Source organism: Leifsonia sp. NPDC058248, assembly GCF_042881905.1.
In the GTDB taxonomy this organism is placed as follows: domain Bacteria; phylum Actinomycetota; class Actinomycetes; order Actinomycetales; family Microbacteriaceae; genus Leifsonia.
The window spans coordinates 222576-240913 of the sequence record NZ_JBHVXB010000007.1 but is presented as its reverse complement, the minus strand read 5'-3'; the positions used below and the strand labels follow the sequence as shown (position 1 = coordinate 240913).

Genomic DNA, 18338 nt, shown 5'->3' with positions numbered 1-18338 from the left:
GGGAATGGGCCGGCTGTTACGCCGGGTTCTGTCCGGGTGCTCGCGCACCGTGGACGGCCATCTATCTCGGGACGACGTTGCCGCCGCCCTCTAGCGGTCTACCCGGGAACTCGGCGAGCAGCCTCAACGTTCCCTGTCTGACCTTGCTCCGGGCGAGGTTTACCGAGCCGACCGGGTCACCCCGGCCGCTGGTGGTCTCTTACACCACCGTTTCACCCTTACCGCGTGGCGCGGGTCCGAAGACCCGTACCGCGTGGCGGTCTGTTCTCTGTGGCACTGTCTCGCGGGTTGCCCCGGGTGGGTGTTACCCACCGCCCTGCTCTGTGGAGCCCGGACGTTCCTCGGCGGCCCGCCGAAGCGGACCGACGCGACCGTCTTGCCGGCCCATTCGCCCATCAGCCTACAGGCCGAGCCTGTGGGTTCCGGAGGCACCGGATGGCCGGCTCAGAGCCCCGACTCCTCGTTGCGGATGAGGATGGCGCCACTGTCGGGGCAGAGCACGACCTCGTCCGGCGCGGCCCGCCGGATCACCGCGAGGTCGGACTCGGTGAGCTTCACGTTGCTGCCCATCGAGACCCCGCGCACAAGGAGGGCGGCGCCGAGGCCGTAGCGGGCGCGCTGCTTCTCGTAGAGCTCGATCAGGTCGGCTGGAATCGTGGAGACGATGGCCGCGCGGTCCTTCGCGAGCGCCGACCGCTGGGCGTCGAGCTTCGCGAGCTCCTCGCCGCGCGCCGCCTCGAGGGCGTGAACCCGGCCGCCGAGGTCGGCGCGTTCGGCCTCGACCGCCGCGAGCGTGCCCTCGTACTCCTCGACCCGCTCCATCACGGTGAGCTCGATCTCCTCGAGGTCGTCCCGGCGTTTGCGGAGCGCCGCCAGCTCGGATTCGAGCGCCTGCACGTCTTTGATCGACGACGTCTGCTGAGCGCGGGCCGTGTCGCGTGCCATGCGCGCCTCGACGATCTCGACGTCGGACTCGACGCGCTTCAGCTCGGCGCGGGCGTCCTCCAGGTCACCGGTGCGGGCGATCCAGCGGGCGCTCAGGGCGTCCACCTCGGGCTGCAGCGCGGCCCGCTCGGCGGTCTGCGGAAGATTCCTGCCGGCGTGGTCGAGCTGGGTGAGACGCGTGTCGGCCGTCTGCAGTCGCAGCAGCTCGTTCTGATCGGTGGGGCTGGCTTTCACGGTTCTCGGCTCTTTTCGGTTCGGGATGTTCGTAGCGGGAGTCGTGTCACTGCAGGATCGCGAAGTCCCAGGGGTCTGTGCGCAGTTCGCTGACCTCGACCGACACGCCGGGCAGCGCCGCTCTGAGCTGCTCGGCGGCGGTGTCGAGCCACAGCCACTCACTGGCCCAGTGCGACACGTCGATGAGCGCCGGCCCTCCGCTGACCAGGGCCTGCTCGCGGGCCTCGGAGGCGGGGTGGTGACGGAGGTCGGCCGTGATGTACACGTCGGCGCCGCGCACCGCATCCGTCGCCAGCAGCGAGTCGCCCGCTCCGCCGCAGAGCGCGACGCGCGAGACCGGCTGGTGGTAGTCGCCGGCCGCACGGACCCCACCGGCGGTGGGAGGCAGCAGGTCGGCGACGCGCCGCGCGAGGGCGCCGAGCGTGGTGGGTTCCGGAAGGGTTCCGACGCGGCCGATGCCCGTCACCCCGTCTGCTGCCGGAGCGATCGGGCCGGCGCCGGTGAGCCCCAGCTTCGCGGCGAGGACGTCGGAGGTGCCGTCCGCGACGACGTCGGCGTTCGTGTGGGCGGCGATGAGCGCGCAGCCAGAGCGGATGAGGCGGGCGAGCAGGGCGCCCTTGTAGCGGTCCTCCGCCACGCTCGTCACCCCGCGCATCAGCAGCGGGTGGTGCACGAGCAGCAGGTCGGCCCCGCGCTCGATCGCCTCGTCGACGGTGGCGGCGACGGCGTCGACCGCGAGCACGATGCGCTCGACCGGGGCGGCGGGATCTCCCGACAGCAGGCCGGGCGCGTCCCAGCTCTCAGCGCCGTCGAGCGGCCAGAGTTCGTCGACTGCTGCGCGGACGGAAGCGAGAGTGTGGGGCACGGGAAAGAGCCTACGGGATTCGCCACCGGGTTCAGCAGGTCATCCGATCGCCCGTTCCTGCCGCCGTATCGCCGGGACGCCCGCGACGATCGGGGTCAGGATGCCGATCCCGAGTGCTACGAGGACGCCGATGTTCGTCGATCCGAGGTCCCCGTTCACGTCCACGCCGAGCAGCCGGAAGAGGAAGCCCTCCCAGGCCAGCCACGGCAGGTCGGAGCGGATGAGCCCCAAGCCGACGACGCTGGCGACGACGAGCATCCCGACGTTGGTCCAGCGCCAGTCGGGGTAGATGCCGCCTGGCTTCACGAGCGAGGGCTGGTGCAGCCTGCGGGTGCGCAGCATCATCTCGGCCGAGAAGAGGCCGGCCCAGGCGCCGACGGGCACGGCCAGGGTGATGGGGACGCTGGTGACAACGCCCTCCAGGTCGATGTCCGTCGTCGTCAGCAGGAAGGCCGCCACGGCGATCGCGAGGCCCACGGCCACCGTGCTCCAGCGACGGCGCAGCCGCACACCGAGCGCCTCGAGGGTGAAGCCACCGGAGTAGATGTTGAGCACGAGGGCGGAGATCAGGCTCAGTGTCACCGAGAGCAGCAGCGGGATCGGGTACCACGACGGCAGACCGAGGATCGCGAAAGCGCTCACCGGATCGATCGCGAGGTCGTGCGCGAGGGAGGTGTTCGATGCTGCGAGCATCCCGCCGTACGAGATGAGCACGAACGGCGGGAGTGCCGCGCCGAAGGTCGCCCAGAGCATGGCGCCGCCGCCGGACGATCCCGGCCGCTGATAGCGGGCGACCTCGGCGCTGCTGTTCGCCCAGGCCAGACCGAGATAGCTGAAGACGAGCACGGCGCCGGTCACGACCCGCAACCACACCCCGTCGGGCACGGCGAGCGCCTTGGACATGTCGATCGCGTTCCACGTCGCGCCGATCATCACCGCGATGAGCACCGCCGAGGCGATCGTGAGCACCAGCTGTACCCGCGCCACCAGCGAATAGCCGTAGTAGGCGACGGCGAGGGCCGCGGCGAACGCCACGATCAGGGCCGACGTAGTGGGGATGGTCGGATCCGACGCCCAGCCTTGCGACACGAACAGCGACCCGGTGGCCGCTCCGGCGAGCCAGAGCAGCACCACGCCCCAGAACAGGCGGGTGAGCAGCGCCAGGGCCGCGGGCACGACATTGCCGCGCACACCGAACGTCGAGCGCGAGACGACCATCGTCGGCTGCCCGCTCCACTTGCCGGCGAGCGTGCCGATGCCCAGCGGCAGGAACGACAGGGCCACCCCCACCAACGTCGCCACCAGGATCTGGCGAAGGCTGAGGCCGAGCGTCAGCAGCGTGGCGCCCACGCCGACGCTGATCAGCGACGACGTCCCCGCGAACCACAGCCAGAACAGCCGGGAGGCGTGCCCCACCCGCCGGTCGACGGGTGTCGGCTCCAGGTCGGCGTCCTCCACCTCGAACAGCGGCGCCGGCTCGGGCTCGGCGTCGAACAGCACGCGTTCCTCGGTCGACACCCGCGGACTCGCCATCGGCGCCGCACCGGTGGGCGGCCGCACGTCGTCGGCGTCGTCGACGAGGTCGTCGTCCACCGCGTCCGGGCCGAAAGCCCCGGCGACGAGCGCATGCCCCGCGAGCTGGTCGGCCTGCACCAACGGCAGGGGGACGGAGTCGACGCTGGGGGCATCCGGATGCTCGACCGGCAGCGGCTCGAGCGGCACGAACGGCACCGGCTGGGAGTCGGTGGGCGCGACCTCGGGCGGAACGAAGCCGAGCGGCTCGATACGCTGCGGGGTGTCGGGGGCGGACGACGGATCGATGCGTGCGGCATCGGGTGCGGGCAGTGGGGTCGCCGGCTCGGTCGGCGCTCCGGGCTGGGCCGCCGGGGCGATCCACGCGCTGAACGTGGGCTCGGGCCCGTCGTCGGGGCGGCGGAGGTCGAGGTCGTCGAAACTGATCGCGCCCGTCCAGGTCTCCTCGGCGCGTCGCCTCGCGGCGTCGGCGTCCACGTTCGCGTCCACGCGCTCCTCGGCCGCGGGCTGTTCCGCGACAAGCGGCTCCTCCTCCTCGGCGACCGGCTCCTCGGCCGGGTCCTCGGCGACCGGCTCCTCGGCAACCGGTTCCTCGACGACGGCCGGCCTCTGGATCGGGATCGCCATGGTCGCGCGGGCAACGAGCACTCGCTCCAGGTGCTCGATCGCGGCGAGCGTGTCGTGCGAGCTCAGGTCGACGTCCACGAGAGCCGCCACCTGGTCATCCGTCAGCGAGGCCGCCTCGGCGAGACCGTCCGCCCCCACGACGGTCGGTCCGGCGATGATCGGCACGGCCGAGGTCATGCGCGAGACCTGAGCCTCCAGCGCGCTGGCCAGCTCATCGTCGTCGTGCGTCGTTCCGTCCGTGGCGGGCTCGGGCTCGGGCTCCGGCTCCGGCTCGACGGACGCCGGCTTCGCCGGAGGCGTCCGGCGCACAGGTGGCGTGTACGTCGCCCGCCTCTTCCCCGGGACAGAGACGACGGACGGGTCGTTCGCGACCTCATCGCTGTCCATGAACGAAAGCCTACCGACGCAGCCGTCGCCTTAACCTGCGCCTGGCCAGCGATTTCGACGCCAGTCCGAGGGTCGTTCGCGCCGCGCCTGCCCGGCGACGTAGCATCGTCTCGATGACCACGACGATTGCCACACCGTACGAAGACCTGCTGCGCGCTGTGCTCGCGAACGGCAGCCACAAATCCGACCGCACCGGCACGGGGACGCGCAGCGTCTTCGGCCGCCAGCTGCGGTTCGATCTGGCCGAGGGCTTCCCCCTCATCACCACCAAACGCGTGCACTTCAAGTCGATCGCCTACGAGCTCCTCTGGTTCCTGCGCGGGGACAGCAACGTCGCCTGGCTGCGCGAGAACGGCGTCACCATCTGGGACGAGTGGGCCGACGCCGACGGAGAGCTCGGGCCCGTCTACGGGGTGCAGTGGCGGTCGTGGCCGGCCCCCGACGGCACGCACATCGACCAGATCGCCCAGGTGATCGAGACGTTGCGCACCGACCCGGATTCGCGGCGCATGATCGTCTCCGCCTGGAACGTCGCCGAGATCCCGCAGATGGCGCTGGCCCCGTGCCATGCCTTCTTCCAGTTCTACGTCGCCGACGGCAAGCTCTCCTGCCAGCTCTATCAGCGCAGCGCCGACATGTTCCTCGGGGTGCCGTTCAACATCGCGAGCTACGCCCTGCTGACCATGATGGTCGCCCAGCAGGTCGGCTTGGAGCCGGGCGAGTTCGTCTGGACCAGTGGCGACACCCACATCTACGACAACCACCTCGAGCAGGTCGCCGAGCAGCTGAGCCGCGACCCCTTCCCGGCGCCGACACTGCGGTTCGCCCGCACGCCCGCGAGCATCTTCGACTACACCTTCGAGGACTTCATCGTCGAGGACTACCAGCACCATCCCGCGATCCGCGCCGCGGTGGCCGTGTGAGCACGGCCGTCGGCAGCGTCGCACTCATCTGGGCGCAGTCGAAAGGCGGTGTCATCGGACGCGACGGCACCATGCCGTGGCATCTCCCCGAAGACCTTGCGCATTTCCGCACGCTCACCGGCCAGGACACGGTCGTCATGGGCCGGAAGACCTGGGACTCCCTCCCGGAGCGGTTCCGCCCGCTGCCCCAGCGCACCAACGTCGTCGTCACCCGGCAGACCGACTGGCATCGGCCGGGCGCGATCACAGCGCACTCCCTCGAGCACGCGCTGACCGCATCCCCGAGCGAGACGACCTGGATCATCGGCGGCGCGGAGCTCTATCGGCTGGCGCTCCACGACGCGGACCGGCTGGAGGTCACCGAGATCGACCTCGAGGTCGACGGCGACGCGTTCGCACCGGCCATCGGCGACGACTGGACGGCCTCCGTCGCCGACCCCGAGTGGAGAGTCTCGAAGACCGGGCTGCGGTACCGCATCCTGACCTACCTCAGGTGAGCGCAGGCCTCAGGTGAGCCCGGCGATCAGGTTCACGGTGACTGCGAGGATGACCGAGCCGAACAGGTACGACAGCAATGTGTGCCGCAGCACGGTCTGGCGGATCACGGTGTCGCCGATGTTCGTGTCGGACACCTGGTAGGTCATCCCGAGAGTGAACGACAGATAGGCGAAGTCGCTGTACTTCGGCGGCTCGCTCTGGTTGAAGTCGACGCCACCCTCTTTTCCCCGGTAGTAGAGCTGGGCGTAGCGCAATGTGTACAACGTGTGCACGAGCACCCACGAGAGCGCGACGCTCGCGACGGCGAGCACGGCCAGCCCCAGCTTCTCGATGCCGCTGGCGTGCCGCGCCCCGACCAGGATGACGACGATCGCGACCACGCTGGCGACGCTCGCGATGATCAGCAGCAGGTCCGAGGTGTGGCGTCCAGGGTCCTCCCGCGTGGCGTGCGACTTCGTCTCGGCCGCGTCGTAGCCCCACACCACGATCCACACCCACAGGATGTAGACCACGCATGCCGCCGCCCACCCGATTGCGACGGCGTACGTCCATCCGCCGACGAACCCGACGACGAGGGTAACCGCGAAACCGACGGCGAAGGCGACGAGCATCCGGAGCCGTGAACGTCCCCGGACGATAGTGGATTCTGAACTCACATCCCGATGTTCGCACAGCCCGGTCCGACCGTGGCCGCGCCACAGCGGTCGCGGCTACGATCGTTGCGTGACCACCGCTCCCGCAACGCCTGCCGTCCCGCTCGCCGACCTCGACACGGATGCCCTGCGCGCCGCCCACGCACGCTTCAGCGCCTCCTACGACGAGTTGAAAGCGGCCGGCCTGCGGCTCGATCTCACGCGCGGCAAGCCGTCGGCCGATCAGCTCGACCTCTCGAACGACCTGCTCCACCTGCCCGACGGCGAGTACCGCGACGCCGCGGGCACCGACCTGCGCAATTACGGCGGCGCCGTCGGCCTTCCCGAGCTGCGCGCGATCTTCGCGGAGGCGCTCGTGGTGCCGCCGGCCCAGCTGCTGGCGCTCGGCAATGCGAGCCTCACCGTGATGCACGACACCATCGTGCAGGCGCTGCTGCACGGCGTCCCCGGCGGCGAGGGTCCATGGGCCGGCCGGCCGATCAGCTTCCTGGCTCCGGTTCCCGGCTACGACCGGCACTTCTCGATCTGCGAACGCTACGGCATCCGGCTCATCCCCGTGCCCCTGAACGACGACGGGCCCGACGTCGAGGCGGTCGCGGCGCTGCTTGCGGCGGACGACAGCATCAAGGGCATGTGGTGCGTCCCGGTCTACTCGAATCCGAGCGGCGCCGTCTACAGCGAGGAGGTCGTGCGCGCGCTCGTCTCGCTGCCCGCCGCCGACGACTTCCGGCTGTTCTGGGACAACGCGTACGCCGTGCACCACCTCACCGACGAACGGCCCCAGCCGATCGACGTGCTCGGCCTCGCAGCGGAGGCCGGCAATCCAGACCGACCGCTCGTCTTCGCGTCCACCTCCAAGGTGACCTTCCCCGGCGCCGGCGTGGCCTTCGTCGGCGGTTCGCAGGCCAACGTCGACTGGCTGGTGCGCAACATGTCGGTGCAGAGCATCGGTCCCGACAAGCTCAACCAGCTCCGCCACGTACAGCTGCTGCGCGACGGGCAGGGCCTGGCCGCGCACATGGAGAAGCATCGTGCGATCCTGGCCCCGAAGTTCGTGGCCGTGTCCGAAGCGTTCGAGACGCGGCTGGCGCCGCACGGAGGCGGGCACTGGACAGCACCGAAGGGCGGGTACTTCGTCAGCCTCGACGTGCTCGACGGCTGCGCCCGACGCGCCGTCCAGCTGGCCGCCGAGGCCGGCATCGCGGTGACGCCGGCGGGAGCGACCTTCCCGCACGGTGACGACCCGCGCGATGCGAACATCCGCATCGCGCCCACCTTCCCGCCGCTCGACGAACTGCGCACCGCGCTCGACGGCCTCTGCACGGCCATCCTGCTCGCCGAGGCAGAGACGCTGCTCGCCGGCAGGGACCACTCCGAAGGATGACCGGCTGGCAGGTCCGGGCGAGCACCGAGGACGACTGGCGGGCCTACCGTTCCCTTCGGCTCGAGATGCTCGTCGACACCCCGATCGCGTTCCTCGAGACGGTCGAGCAGGCGCGCGCGCATCCGGACGACTACTGGCGCACCCGCGACGGGAATCGCAGCGAGACGAGCCGCCTGTTCGGCGCGGTCGACGGCGATGGGAGCTGGCTCGGCACGATGGGCGTCTTCCACCCGCCGGGCGCCCGCAACCCGCTGCTGGTCGGCGTCTACGTGACGCCGGCGTTCCGCGGGCGCGATCACAGGCTCACGGATGCTCTGCTCACCTCGGCGGCCGAATGGGCGGGTGAGCGGGCCGACCGTCTCCTCCTGCACGTGCACGAGCAGAACGAGCCGGCCATCCGGTACTACCGCCGTCACGGCTTCGAGCCGACCGGGGTCACCGTTCCCTACCCGCTCCAGCCGGGCGGGCTCGAGGTCGAGATGGCGCTGCCGCTCACGCCGGGCGCACCGCGGCTCTAACGCCCGGCGTCGTCCAGGTCGGCGACCGTCTTCGCGATCCGCCGCTGACGGGTCTCCGCCGTCTTCGCCGCGTCCACGGCGAGCACGAGACGGCGCCTGTTGCTGTACGAGAGGGCTTCGAACGCCCGCTGGGCGGCCGGCGAAGCAGCGAGCGCCTGAGCGAGATCGTCCGGAACCTCGACCTCCCGGGGCGCGTCGTCCAGCTGCAGCTCGAGCTCGAGCTCGTCGCCGGCGGACACTCCGGCGCCCGCGCGCACCTCGGCGCTCAGCCCGAGCAGGTAGCGTCCGCCCATCGACGCCACGCTGCTGCGGTACTCGTAGCCGTTGACGGTGACGCGCACCGGAGGACGCTTTCCGCCTCCGAGCGCCTCGACCACGTCATCCGGGACCTCGACGCCGGTGGCCGTCTTTCCGTGCTGTTCCAGGATCGCGCGTATCTTCACCCTCACGCCTCCCCGAAGCCGCCCTCGATCAACGCTGCCAGCGCGTCGACGGCCTCGTGTCCGTCGGGATCGTCCGTGGCGATCTCCGCCGTCCGGCCCGCCGTGAGCCCGAGCGACATGATGCCGAGCAGGCTCTTCGCGTCTTTGCCGTTCACCGTGGCCTTGGCCGGGAACGTGTTGGCGAGCTTCACGAACTCGGCGGCCGGTCGCGCGTGCAGGCCGTCCCGGTTGCGCAGCACCACTTCGCGCACATACCGACCGGATGCCCCGGCGGGGCCGCCGGACCCTCCCGGCGCGGCGGCCTGTCCGCCTGCCGGCCCCGGCGGGGACTCCGCCCCCGGCGCGGCGGGAACCGCACTCGCCGAGTCGTCCCACGCCGAGCGAGCGCTCTCCGCCGCCGCGGCCACTGTGGCGAGATCGCCACCGCTCTCCGCCGCGACCGCCGCGGCGACCCCGCCCTCGACGAACGGCACGTCGACGACCGCCACTCGGGACTGCCGATCCTCCGGCAGCATGTCGAATGCGGTCTCCGCCGTCAGCAGGGCGGAGCCGAGGTCGCTGATGACGACGACCCCGGCACCCTGATCCGCCTCCTCGATGCCGTTGCTCACCTGGGCGAAGCTCGTGCCGATCCCGTCGTCGTCGGTTCCGCCCGCCGCCACCAGCCGGACCGACGGCCCCATCTGCCCTGCGAGGGAGACGAGGCCGGCGGCCAGCTGGCTGCTGTGCGAGACGAAGACGATCCCGACGCGGTCACTCATCGGCGGCCGCCGCGGTCTCGGCCGCGGCGCGCAACAGCAACGCCGTCGACTGGGCGCCCGGGTCACGGTGACCGATCGAGCGCTCGCCCAGGTAGCTCGCGCGCCCCTTGCGGGCGATGAGCGGTTCGGTGGCCACCGCACCCGCTTCTGCGGCGTCGGCCGCCTCACGCAGGATGTCGGGCTCAGAAGCGCCGTCCTCCTGCGCCGAGGCGGCGGCGGCGACCGCCGGCGTCCAGGCGTCGATCATCGTCTTGTCCCCGGGCTCGGCCTTGCCGCGTGAGACGATCCCGTCCCGAGCGGCGGCGAGCATGGCGACGAGCGCGGTCGAGTCGATCGACGCGGCGTCGCCCAGCGGCTCCGCCGCTTTGAGGAAGGCGGTGCCGTAGAGCGGGCCGGATGCTCCCCCGACCGTCGAGATCAGCGTCATCGCGATCGAACGGAGCGCCTCATTGGGCGTCGCCCCCTCCGGCAACGCGGCGAGAGCGGTCACCACGGCACGCAGACCGCGATCCATGTTCTCTCCGTGGTCGCCGTCGCCGATCTCCCGGTCGAGGGTGTTGAGCTCGTGCTTGTGCTCCTCGATGACGGCGGCTGCCGCCGTCATCCAGGCCGTGACCCACGTCGTGTCCAGCGTCATCCGCCGTCCTTCCTTCCGATCTGCCGATCTATCCGATTCTCAGACGCCCCAGCGGAGTGCGGCGGTGTGCACCGGCGCGTCCCAGAGGGCGGTCAATTCGTCGTCGAGCTTGAGCACCGAGATGGATGCCCCCTGCATCTCCAGCGAGGTGACCAGGCTGCCGACGAGCGAACGGCTCAGCGTGATGCCGCGCTCGTCCAGGATCTCGGCGGCCCGCCGGAACACGATGTAGAGCTCCGACAGCGGGGTTCCGCCCATGCCGTTGACGAACAGCAGCACGGAGTCGCCGGACGAGAACGGGAGGTCTTCGAGGACGGCGGCCATCATCCGGTCGACCAGCCGATCGGCCGGCTCCAGCGTGATGCGCTCACGTCCGGGCTCGCCGTGGATGCCGACCCCGAACTCCACCTCGTCGTCGGCCAGGACGAATCCCGGCTCTCCGGCGTGAGGGACGGTGCCGGCCGCGAGGGCGATCCCGATGGACCGCACGTTCGCGTTGACCTTCGCCGCGACCGCAGTGACCGCGTCGAGGTCGTCACCCCGGTCGGCGGCCGCGCCCGCGATCTTCTCGACGAGGACGGTTCCGGCGACGCCCCGACGGCCCGCCGTGTAGAGCGAGTCCTGCACGGCGACGTCGTCGTTCGTCACGACGGACGTCACCGTGATGCCCTCGGCCGCCACCAGATCGGCGGCGGTCTCGAAGTTGAGCACGTCGCCGGTGTAGTTCTTCACGATGTGGAGGACTCCGGCGCCGCCGTCGGCGGCTTTGGTGGCCTCCACGATGGGCATCGGCGTCGGCGAGGTGAAGACCTCACCGGGAACCGCAGCATCGAGCATCCCTCTGCCCACGAATCCGGCATGCAGAGGTTCGTGGCCGCTTCCGCCGCCACTGACCAGACCGACCTTGCCCTGCACGGGACCATCCGCCCGCGACACGAAACGAGGATCGTGCGACACCCTGATGATGTCGGAGTGAGCCCGGGCGAATCCATCGAGGGACTCGTCCACGACGTCGGGAACGTCGTTGATGAGCTTCTTCATCGAAACCCTTCCTTCCACTGCTGTCAGTGCGTTGCCGCCACCCATTGGTCGAGCTTCGCGGCCGCAGCCCCGGAGTCGATTGCCTGGGCGGCGACCGCCATTGTCGAACGGAACCGGTCCAGGATGCTTTCCTGAACCCTCGACGGGTCGGACGCGAGCTCGTATGACACGAGTCCGGCCGCCGCGTTGAGCAACACGATGTCGCGCACAGGGCCTTCTTCGCCCGAGAGCACGGCACGTACGACGCTCGCATTGTATGCGGCGTCCTTTCCGAGGAGATCCGCCATCTTCGCGCGCGGGATGCCGAGATCCCGGGGATCGATGTCATGCTCCGTGACGAGGCCCCGCGAGACCTCCCAGACGTGACTGTGGCCGGTGGTGGAGAGCTCGTCGAGCCCGTCATCGCCACGGAAGACCAGCGCGGTGGCGCCGCGCGTCTGGAACACTCCGACGAAGAGCGGTACGCGGTCGAGCGTCGCGACGCCGACGGCCGACGCCTCCGGGCGGGCCGGATTGCAGAGCGGCCCGAGATAGTTGAACACCGTCGGGACGCCGAGTTGCGCGCGCACGGGGCCCGCATGCGCGAAACCAGGGTGGAACGCCGAGGCGAACGCGAAGGTGATGCCGGCGGTCTGCAGCACTTCGGCCACCTTCTCCGGCGGCAGGGTGAGGTCGATGCCGAGCGCGGCCAGCACGTCCGACGAGCCCGACGACGAGCTCGCCGCCCGGTTGCCGTGCTTGATGACGGGGACTCCCGTGGCCGCCGCGACGATGGATGCCGTGGTCGAGATGTTCACGGTGCCGAAGCGGTCGCCTCCCGTCCCCACGATGTCGAGCGCCATCGGGTCGACATGGAGCGGAACCGCGTGGTCGAGGATGGCGTCGCGGAACCCGACGATCTCGTCGACCGTCTCGCCTTTCGCGCGCAGCGCGATGAGGAATGCGGCGAGCTGGGCCTCGGTGGCCTCTCCCGTCATGACCTGGTCCATCGCCCACGCCGCGTCGGCGACGCTGAGATCGTCACCGGCGAGTAGAGCGGTGAGCACGGACGACCAGGACTGCATTTCCGTCATAAGGCGATCCTACTGACAGGGCGGCTTGCTATGGCCAGTCCCGGTACGGGGTCAACTAAGGCAAGCCTAACCAGAAAAGTGGCAGATTCCGGCCTGTCGGATGAGAAAACCACGGCTTCTTTTCAGCCATAATGGTTACCGTGACGAGCACCTCAATATCTCCTACGGCGAGTGCGCCCTCAATCAACCGGCCCAACGTGGTGGCCGTCGGCACCATTGTCTGGCTGGGCAGTGAGGTCATGTTCTTCGCGGGTCTCTTCGCGATCTACTTCACCCTCCGCTCCACGTCGCCCGACCTCTGGGCTGCCGAGACGGCGCACTTGAACGTCCCCTACTCGCTGACGAACACGATCATCCTGGTGTCGAGTTCGTTCACCTGCCAGTTCGGCGTCTTCGCCGCCGAGCGCCTGCAGCCCCGGGCCACGGGCTTGAGCCCGGCCAAGTGGGGAATGGTGGAGTGGTTCACGCTCACCTACGCCCTGGGTGCGATCTTCGTCGCCGGTCAGATCCTCGAGTACGCGACGCTCGTCTCCGAGGGCATCTCGCTGAGCTCGAACGCCTACGGTTCGGCGTTCTACCTCACCACCGGATTCCACGGCCTCCACGTCACGGGCGGCCTCATCGCCTTCATCCTCGTGATCGGCCGCGCGTTCGCGGTCAAGACCTTCGGCCACAAAGAAGCGACGAGCGCGATCGTCGTCTCCTACTACTGGCACTTCGTCGACGTCGTCTGGATCGGGCTCTTCCTGGTCATCTACGTTCTCAAATAGGAATCAGGAGCAGACCTCTAAACCATGCGCGCGAATACCCGCACCACGACGAAGACCGCCCGGAAGGGCGGGCGCCGTCACCCCCTCGCCACAGTCGCGTTGATCGCGATCGGCCTCGGCCTGACCGGCGGCGCCTACGCGGCGTTCAACACGACCACGGCCTCGGCCGAACCGCAGGCGGTCGCCGCCTCGCAGCAGTCGATCGAAGAGGGCAAGAAGCTCTTCCAGTCCAACTGCGCCACCTGCCACGGGCTCGACGCCCAGGGCACCGTGAACGCACCGAGCCTCATCGGCGTCGGCGCCGCTGCGGTCGACTTCCAGGTCGGAACCGGCCGCATGCCCATGCAGATGCAGGGCCCGCAGGCGCAGGAGAAGCCGGTCCAGTTCACCGACGACCAGGTCAAGGCTCTGGCCGCCTACGTCGCGTCGCTGGCCCCCGGGCCCTCGATCCCCGAGCAGAAGTTCCTCGACGGCAAGGGCGACGCCGCCAACGGCGCCGAGCTGTTCCGCGTCAACTGCGCGATGTGCCACAACGTCGCCGGCGCCGGTGGCGCCCTGACCGAAGGCAAGTACGCTCCTCCGCTCACCGGTGTCAGCGCCGCGCACATCTACGAGGCCATGGTCACCGGCCCGCAGAACATGCCGGTCTTCAACGACCTGAACATCACGCCTCAGGGCAAGGCCGACATCATCACGTACCTCAAGTACATCCAGAACAACCCGTCCCCGGGCGGTTTCGAGCTCGGCTCGCTCGGCCCGGTGGCCGAGGGCCTCTTCCTCTGGATCTTCGGTCTCGGTGCCATCGTCGCGCTGACCGTGTGGATCACGGCGAAGTCGAACTAGGTGCTTGCGGACATGGAAAAGCGTATAAAGGAGAACAATGGCACAGGACGATAACAGCGGTCGCGAGCTGACCACTGCCAGCTCGTCAGCCGTCGACGTCCACCGGACGGGCGATCCCGGAACGGCGGTGATCATCCACGACGAGCTCGAGAACCCCGGGTTCCCGCCGCACCGTCCCCGCGTCACCGATCTGGACCCGAAGAAGGCACGCCGGGCCGAGCGCACGGTCTACACGCTGTTCTACCTCTCGATCGTCGGTAGCGTCTGGGCGGTCGCCGCCTACCTCGCCTTCCCGATCAACGACACAGACCCCGGATCGGTCCGCCTGAACAACCTGTTCATCGGAATCGGCATCTCCCTCGCGCTGCTCGCCATCGGCATCGGCGCCGTGCACTGGGGCAAGTCCCTCATGCACGAGAAAGAGGGGGTCGACCTCCGTCACCCGGTCCGCGGCGGCGAAGAGACCACTCAGCGCGCAGCCGAGATCTTCCGGCAGGCCGACGAGGAGTCCGGCTTCAGCCGTCGCACGCTCGTGCGCAACAGCCTGATCGGCGCTCTGATCGCCTTCCCGCTTCCCGCCGTCGTGCTCTTCCGTGGTCTCGCTCCGATGAACGAAGACCCGGTGGCGCTCCTCTCGAACACCATGTGGGCCAAGGGCATCCGCCTGACCCGCGACCCGTCCGGCACGCCCATCAAGGCGTCCGACGTCACGCTCGGCTCGGCCTTCCACGTGATCCCCGAGGGGCTCAACGAGAAGGAGGACCGCCTCGAGGAGAAGGCGAAGGCCGCCGTGCTCCTCATGCGTCTCAAGCCCGAAGACCTGCACGTCTCCAAGGGCCGCGAGAACTGGAACTACGACGGCATCGTCGCCTACTCCAAGATCTGCACTCACGTCGGCTGCCCGGTGGCACTCTACGAGCAGCAGACCCACCATCTGCTGTGCCCGTGCCACCAGTCGCAGTTCGACATCACGCACGAGGCCGAGGTCATCTTCGGCCCGGCCAAGCGTCCGCTGCCGCAGCTGCCGATCACCGTGGACGCCGACGGCTATCTGGTCGCGCGCAGCGACTTCACCGAGCCTGTCGGCCCGAGCTTCTGGGAGCGTCATTGAGCACCACAACCGCTGCACCTGCTGCGGCATCAACCCAGGTAAAAAAGGGCGGCTTCACGGCCGCGGCCTCGAACTACATCGAAGACCGCACGAGCATCTCGGGCGCGGTCAAGGAGTTCGGTCGCAAGATCTTCCCCGACCACTGGTCGTTCCTGCTCGGTGAGGTCGCTCTCTACAGCTTCATCGTCATCCTGCTGTCGGGAACGTTCCTGACGTTCTTCTTCCAGGCCTCCATGGTCGAGACCGTCTACAACGGCTCGTACGTCCCGCTGAAGGGCGTCGAGATGTCGGCCGCGATGTCGAGCACGCTCAACATCTCCTTCGAGATCCGCGGCGGTCTGCTCATGCGGCAGATCCACCACTGGGCGGCCCTGCTGTTCGTCGCAGCCATCGGTCTGCACATGCTGCGCATCTTCTTCACGGGGGCGTTCCGCAAGCCGCGTGAGCTCAACTGGATCATCGGCTTCACGCTCTTCATCCTCGCGATGGCCGAGGGCTTCACCGGATACTCGCTCCCCGACGACCTGCTGTCGGGCAACGGCCTCCGCATCATCGACGGCCTGGTCAAGGGTCTCCCCCTCGTCGGCACCTGGATCTCGTTCCTGCTGTTCGGCGGAGAGTTCCCGGGCACAGCGATCGTCGGACGACTCTATACGCTGCATATTCTGTTGCTACCCGCGCTCGTGGTCGCGTTCATCGCGTTGCACCTGTTGTTCGTGGTCGTCCACAAGCACACGCAGTACGCCGCAGCGGGCCGCACGCAGGGCAACGTGGTCGGCTACCCGGTTCTGCCGGTGTACGCGGCCAAGGCCGGCGGCTTCTTCTTCATCGTGTTCGGTGTCATCGCCCTCATGGCGACGTTCTTCACCATCAACCCGATCTGGAACTACGGACCGTACGACCCCTCGCCGGTCTCCGCGGGCACACAGCCCGACTGGTACATCGGCTTCGCCGACGGCGCTCTGCGTCTCGTGCCACCGGGCTGGGAGTTCGTCTGGCTCGACCGCACCTGGTCGTTCAACATCATCGTCCCCGTCGTGGTCCTCGGTGTGTTCATCGTGCTCGTGATGTTCTATCCGTTCTTCGAAGCCTGGATCACCGGCGACCAGCGCGAGCACCACATCCTGGACCGCCCGCGCAACGCCTCCACCCGCACCGCGATCGGCGCCGCCGGCGTCACGTTCTACGCGGCCCTCTGGGCGGCGGCGAGCTCGGACATCATCGCCACGCACTTCAAGCTGACGATGGAAGGCGTGATCCACGCCATCCAGGCGATCCTGATCCTCGGACCGATCGTGGCCTACTTCGTCACGAAGCGGGTCTGCCTCGCGCTCCAGAAGAAGGATCGCAGCATCGCTCTGCACGGCTACGAGTCCGGTCGCATCGTGAAGCTGCCCGGTGGCGAGTTCATCGAGGTGCACGAGCAGCTCGACGAGTACGAGCGCTGGCGCCTGGTCAGCTTCGACACCTACCAGCCCCTGATGATCCGCCCGAACAGCAAGGGCAAGATCACCATGGGCAACCGTCTCCGCGCCGGGATGACCCGCTGGTTCTTCGAAGACCGCATCCTCCCACCGACCAAGGGCGAGCTCGAGTCCGGCCACGGCCACCACTGACCGAGCCCTCCACCGTGAAAGCGCCGGCGCGAATTCTCGCGCCGGCGCTTTCGCGTTGACGGAGCATCCATGACCACCTCCCCCTCCCCCGCGGCCGCCGACGAGGTCGCCCCGTTCCTGCGCTCGGTGGCGACATGGCTCCGCTGCCCCACGTGCGGCAGGCCGCTCGAACCCGTCGAACGGCTGACGCTCGGCTGCGCATCCGGACACCGCTTCGACGCCAACAAGCGCGGCTATGTGAGCCTGCTGGCGGGCTCGACCAAGGTCGTCGGCGACAACGCAGAGATGCTGGATGCTCGAGCGGCCGTGCTCGACAGCGGCCTGTACTCCCCCATCGCCGAAGCCGTCGCCTCCTCGGCGGCTCAGGCGGGCCGCTCAGGGGCGCGCATCCTCGACGCGGGCGCGGGCACCGGCTACTACCTGCGCGCCGCGCTGGCGGCCGTTCCCCGCTCCCGCGGGCTTGCGCTCGACCTCTCCCCTGTCGCGGTCGCCCGCGCCGTCCGTGCGTCGCCCGACGTCGACGGACTCGTGGCGGACACCTGGCGCCCCCTGCCCGTGCGCGACGGAGTCTGCGACATCGTCCTCGACGTGTTCGCTCCGCGCAACCTGCCCGAGTTCCATCGGATTCTCGCTCCCGCCGGGAGCCTCGTGGTGGTCGTTCCGACAGCCGACCACCTCGCCGAGCTGCGTGCCGACGGCGGGATGCTCGACGTCCCCGCCGACAAGGCGGAAGCGATCGCCGAGGCAGCCTCGACCCTCTTCGACCTCCAGGACCGTCAGGCGGTGCGTGAGAGCATCCTCCTCGACGACGCCCTGAGCAGGGCCCTTGCGGGCATGGGTCCCTCGGCCCACCACCGGCGCGAGTCGGTCGGCGAGGCTACCCGCCACGGCGCCCTCCCCGCCACCGCGACCATCTCAGTAGAGGTGCTCCGGCTCACGAAGCGCTAGCCGCGGCCCTCGGACGACGCGACACAAACCGTGCAGTGGGGGCTCGCCGCAGAACGAGAAACGCCGCCTCCCGGGGGAAGCGGCGTTCTCGTGTGCTCTGAGGTCTAGCGGGCGAAATATCCGCGGTAGTACTCGTAGGTCCAGCCGACCAGGCAGACCAGCGTGAAGGCCACGCCGATGTAGCAGATCCAGAATCCGACAGCGAGCCCGAGCATCACCAGAGCGGCGCCGGTCGCGAGCGACACGGGCCACCAGCTCCACGGGCTGAAGTGGCCGAGCTCGGGGTCGCCGTCGTCGATGTTGGCGTCGAGACGGTCCTCCGGGAGCTCACCGCCCTGCGAGGCGTGCGATCGGCCCACGTAGAAGGCGATGAACGCGGCGAGGACCGCGCTGAGCACCAGTGCGACGGAGCCGACCCACTCGACCTTCTGGTGCATGGGGTCGAGAAGGCTCCACACCGTGTAGACGATCGCCGACAGCAGGAAGAAGATCGACAGGATCCAGAAGAGGACAGCATTTGCTCTCATG

At 69.3% G+C, this 18338-nt stretch carries 19 protein-coding genes and 1 other RNA gene; 9 read left to right on the top strand and 11 right to left on the bottom strand.

Features of this window, described 5'->3' with window-relative positions; genetic code table 11:
- Nucleotide 1: 1 nt before the first annotated feature.
- The 4 genes from rnpB to ACFVV5_RS13600 form a co-directional block, all read right to left on the bottom strand.
- Nucleotides 2–387: RNase P RNA component class A (gene rnpB / locus ACFVV5_RS13615), an RNA gene on the bottom strand.
- A 57-nt stretch (nucleotides 388–444) separates the two neighbouring features.
- Nucleotides 445–1179 carry a zinc ribbon domain-containing protein gene (locus ACFVV5_RS13610; protein WP_387244824.1) on the bottom strand — a complete coding sequence of 245 codons (735 nt, stop codon included), beginning with the start codon at nucleotides 1177–1179 and terminating at the stop codon, nucleotides 445–447.
- Between the two features lie 46 nt (nucleotides 1180–1225).
- A complete protein-coding gene (locus ACFVV5_RS13605; RefSeq protein WP_387244821.1) occupies nucleotides 1226–2044 on the bottom strand; it encodes a Nif3-like dinuclear metal center hexameric protein in 819 nt (272 codons plus the stop codon).
- A 39-nt stretch (nucleotides 2045–2083) separates the two neighbouring features.
- The gene (locus ACFVV5_RS13600; protein ID WP_387244818.1) at nucleotides 2084–4591 is read right to left on the bottom strand and encodes a cytosine permease; all 2508 of its coding nucleotides are present in this window, start codon (nucleotides 4589–4591) and stop codon (nucleotides 2084–2086) included.
- A 113-nt stretch (nucleotides 4592–4704) separates the two neighbouring features.
- Between ACFVV5_RS13600 and ACFVV5_RS13595 the strand changes: the two genes are divergently transcribed.
- Complete coding sequence (locus tag ACFVV5_RS13595) at nucleotides 4705–5514, top strand: thymidylate synthase (protein WP_387244815.1); 810 nt, start codon at nucleotides 4705–4707, stop codon at nucleotides 5512–5514.
- Nucleotides 5511–6011 carry a dihydrofolate reductase gene (locus ACFVV5_RS13590; protein ID WP_387244813.1) on the top strand — a complete coding sequence of 167 codons (501 nt, stop codon included), beginning with the start codon at nucleotides 5511–5513 and terminating at the stop codon, nucleotides 6009–6011. The genes ACFVV5_RS13595 and ACFVV5_RS13590 overlap by 4 nt, the downstream gene beginning before the upstream one ends.
- Nucleotides 6012–6020: 9 nt before the next feature.
- Here ACFVV5_RS13590 and ACFVV5_RS13585 read toward each other — a convergent pair whose 3' ends face one another.
- Nucleotides 6021–6668, bottom strand: a complete 648-nt coding sequence (locus ACFVV5_RS13585) for a DUF1345 domain-containing protein (RefSeq protein WP_387244809.1) — start codon at nucleotides 6666–6668, stop codon at nucleotides 6021–6023.
- A 67-nt stretch (nucleotides 6669–6735) separates the two neighbouring features.
- Here ACFVV5_RS13585 and ACFVV5_RS13580 point away from each other — a divergent pair, with 67 nt between their 5' ends.
- Nucleotides 6736–8049: an aminotransferase class I/II-fold pyridoxal phosphate-dependent enzyme gene (locus ACFVV5_RS13580; protein WP_387244806.1), complete on the top strand. Its 1314-nt coding sequence runs from the start codon at nucleotides 6736–6738 to the stop codon at nucleotides 8047–8049.
- Nucleotides 8046–8567 (top strand): GNAT family N-acetyltransferase, encoded by a 522-nt coding sequence (locus ACFVV5_RS13575; protein WP_387244803.1) that lies wholly within the window; start codon nucleotides 8046–8048, stop codon nucleotides 8565–8567. Before ACFVV5_RS13580 ends, ACFVV5_RS13575 begins: the two co-directional genes overlap by 4 nt.
- Here the strand turns inward: ACFVV5_RS13575 and ACFVV5_RS13570 are convergent.
- From ACFVV5_RS13570 to trpD, 5 genes are read right to left on the bottom strand one after another with little or no spacing between them, the layout of a single operon-like run.
- Nucleotides 8564–9010, bottom strand: a complete 447-nt coding sequence (locus ACFVV5_RS13570) for a YdeI/OmpD-associated family protein (protein WP_387244800.1) — start codon at nucleotides 9008–9010, stop codon at nucleotides 8564–8566. The two genes, ACFVV5_RS13575 and ACFVV5_RS13570, sit on opposite strands and share 4 nt — an antisense overlap.
- 2 nt (nucleotides 9011–9012) lie before the next feature.
- Nucleotides 9013–9771, bottom strand: a complete 759-nt coding sequence (gene dhaM / locus ACFVV5_RS13565) for a dihydroxyacetone kinase phosphoryl donor subunit DhaM (RefSeq protein WP_387244796.1) — start codon at nucleotides 9769–9771, stop codon at nucleotides 9013–9015.
- The gene (dhaL, locus tag ACFVV5_RS13560; RefSeq protein WP_387244793.1) at nucleotides 9764–10408 is read right to left on the bottom strand and encodes a dihydroxyacetone kinase subunit DhaL; all 645 of its coding nucleotides are present in this window, start codon (nucleotides 10406–10408) and stop codon (nucleotides 9764–9766) included. The genes dhaM and dhaL overlap by 8 nt, the downstream gene beginning before the upstream one ends.
- A gap of 39 nt (nucleotides 10409–10447) precedes the next feature.
- Nucleotides 10448–11449, bottom strand: coding sequence for a dihydroxyacetone kinase subunit DhaK (dhaK, locus tag ACFVV5_RS13555; protein ID WP_387244790.1), 1002 nt, complete (start codon nucleotides 11447–11449; stop codon nucleotides 10448–10450).
- A 23-nt stretch (nucleotides 11450–11472) separates the two neighbouring features.
- Complete coding sequence (trpD, locus tag ACFVV5_RS13550; protein ID WP_387244787.1) at nucleotides 11473–12522, bottom strand: anthranilate phosphoribosyltransferase; 1050 nt, start codon at nucleotides 12520–12522, stop codon at nucleotides 11473–11475.
- A gap of 131 nt (nucleotides 12523–12653) precedes the next feature.
- Between trpD and ACFVV5_RS13545 the strand changes: the two genes are divergently transcribed.
- From ACFVV5_RS13545 to ACFVV5_RS13525, 5 genes are all read left to right on the top strand, one after another.
- Entirely contained in the window at nucleotides 12654–13292 is a 639-nt protein-coding gene (locus ACFVV5_RS13545) for a heme-copper oxidase subunit III (RefSeq protein ID WP_387244784.1), read from the top strand.
- Between the two features lie 24 nt (nucleotides 13293–13316).
- Nucleotides 13317–14135: a c-type cytochrome gene (locus tag ACFVV5_RS13540; RefSeq protein ID WP_387244781.1), complete on the top strand. Its 819-nt coding sequence runs from the start codon at nucleotides 13317–13319 to the stop codon at nucleotides 14133–14135.
- Nucleotides 14136–14172: 37 nt separating this feature from the next.
- Nucleotides 14173–15246 (top strand): Rieske 2Fe-2S domain-containing protein, encoded by a 1074-nt coding sequence (locus ACFVV5_RS13535; protein WP_387244778.1) that lies wholly within the window; start codon nucleotides 14173–14175, stop codon nucleotides 15244–15246.
- A complete protein-coding gene (locus ACFVV5_RS13530) occupies nucleotides 15243–16862 on the top strand; it encodes a cytochrome bc complex cytochrome b subunit (protein WP_387244775.1) in 1620 nt (539 codons plus the stop codon). Before ACFVV5_RS13535 ends, ACFVV5_RS13530 begins: the two co-directional genes overlap by 4 nt.
- A gap of 69 nt (nucleotides 16863–16931) precedes the next feature.
- Nucleotides 16932–17810 carry a putative RNA methyltransferase gene (locus tag ACFVV5_RS13525; protein ID WP_387244772.1) on the top strand — a complete coding sequence of 293 codons (879 nt, stop codon included), beginning with the start codon at nucleotides 16932–16934 and terminating at the stop codon, nucleotides 17808–17810.
- 104 nt (nucleotides 17811–17914) lie between these two features.
- Here ACFVV5_RS13525 and ACFVV5_RS13520 read toward each other — a convergent pair whose 3' ends face one another.
- Complete coding sequence (locus ACFVV5_RS13520; RefSeq protein ID WP_387244769.1) at nucleotides 17915–18337, bottom strand: cytochrome c oxidase subunit 4; 423 nt, start codon at nucleotides 18335–18337, stop codon at nucleotides 17915–17917.
- Between the last annotated feature and the right edge of the window lies 1 nt (nucleotide 18338).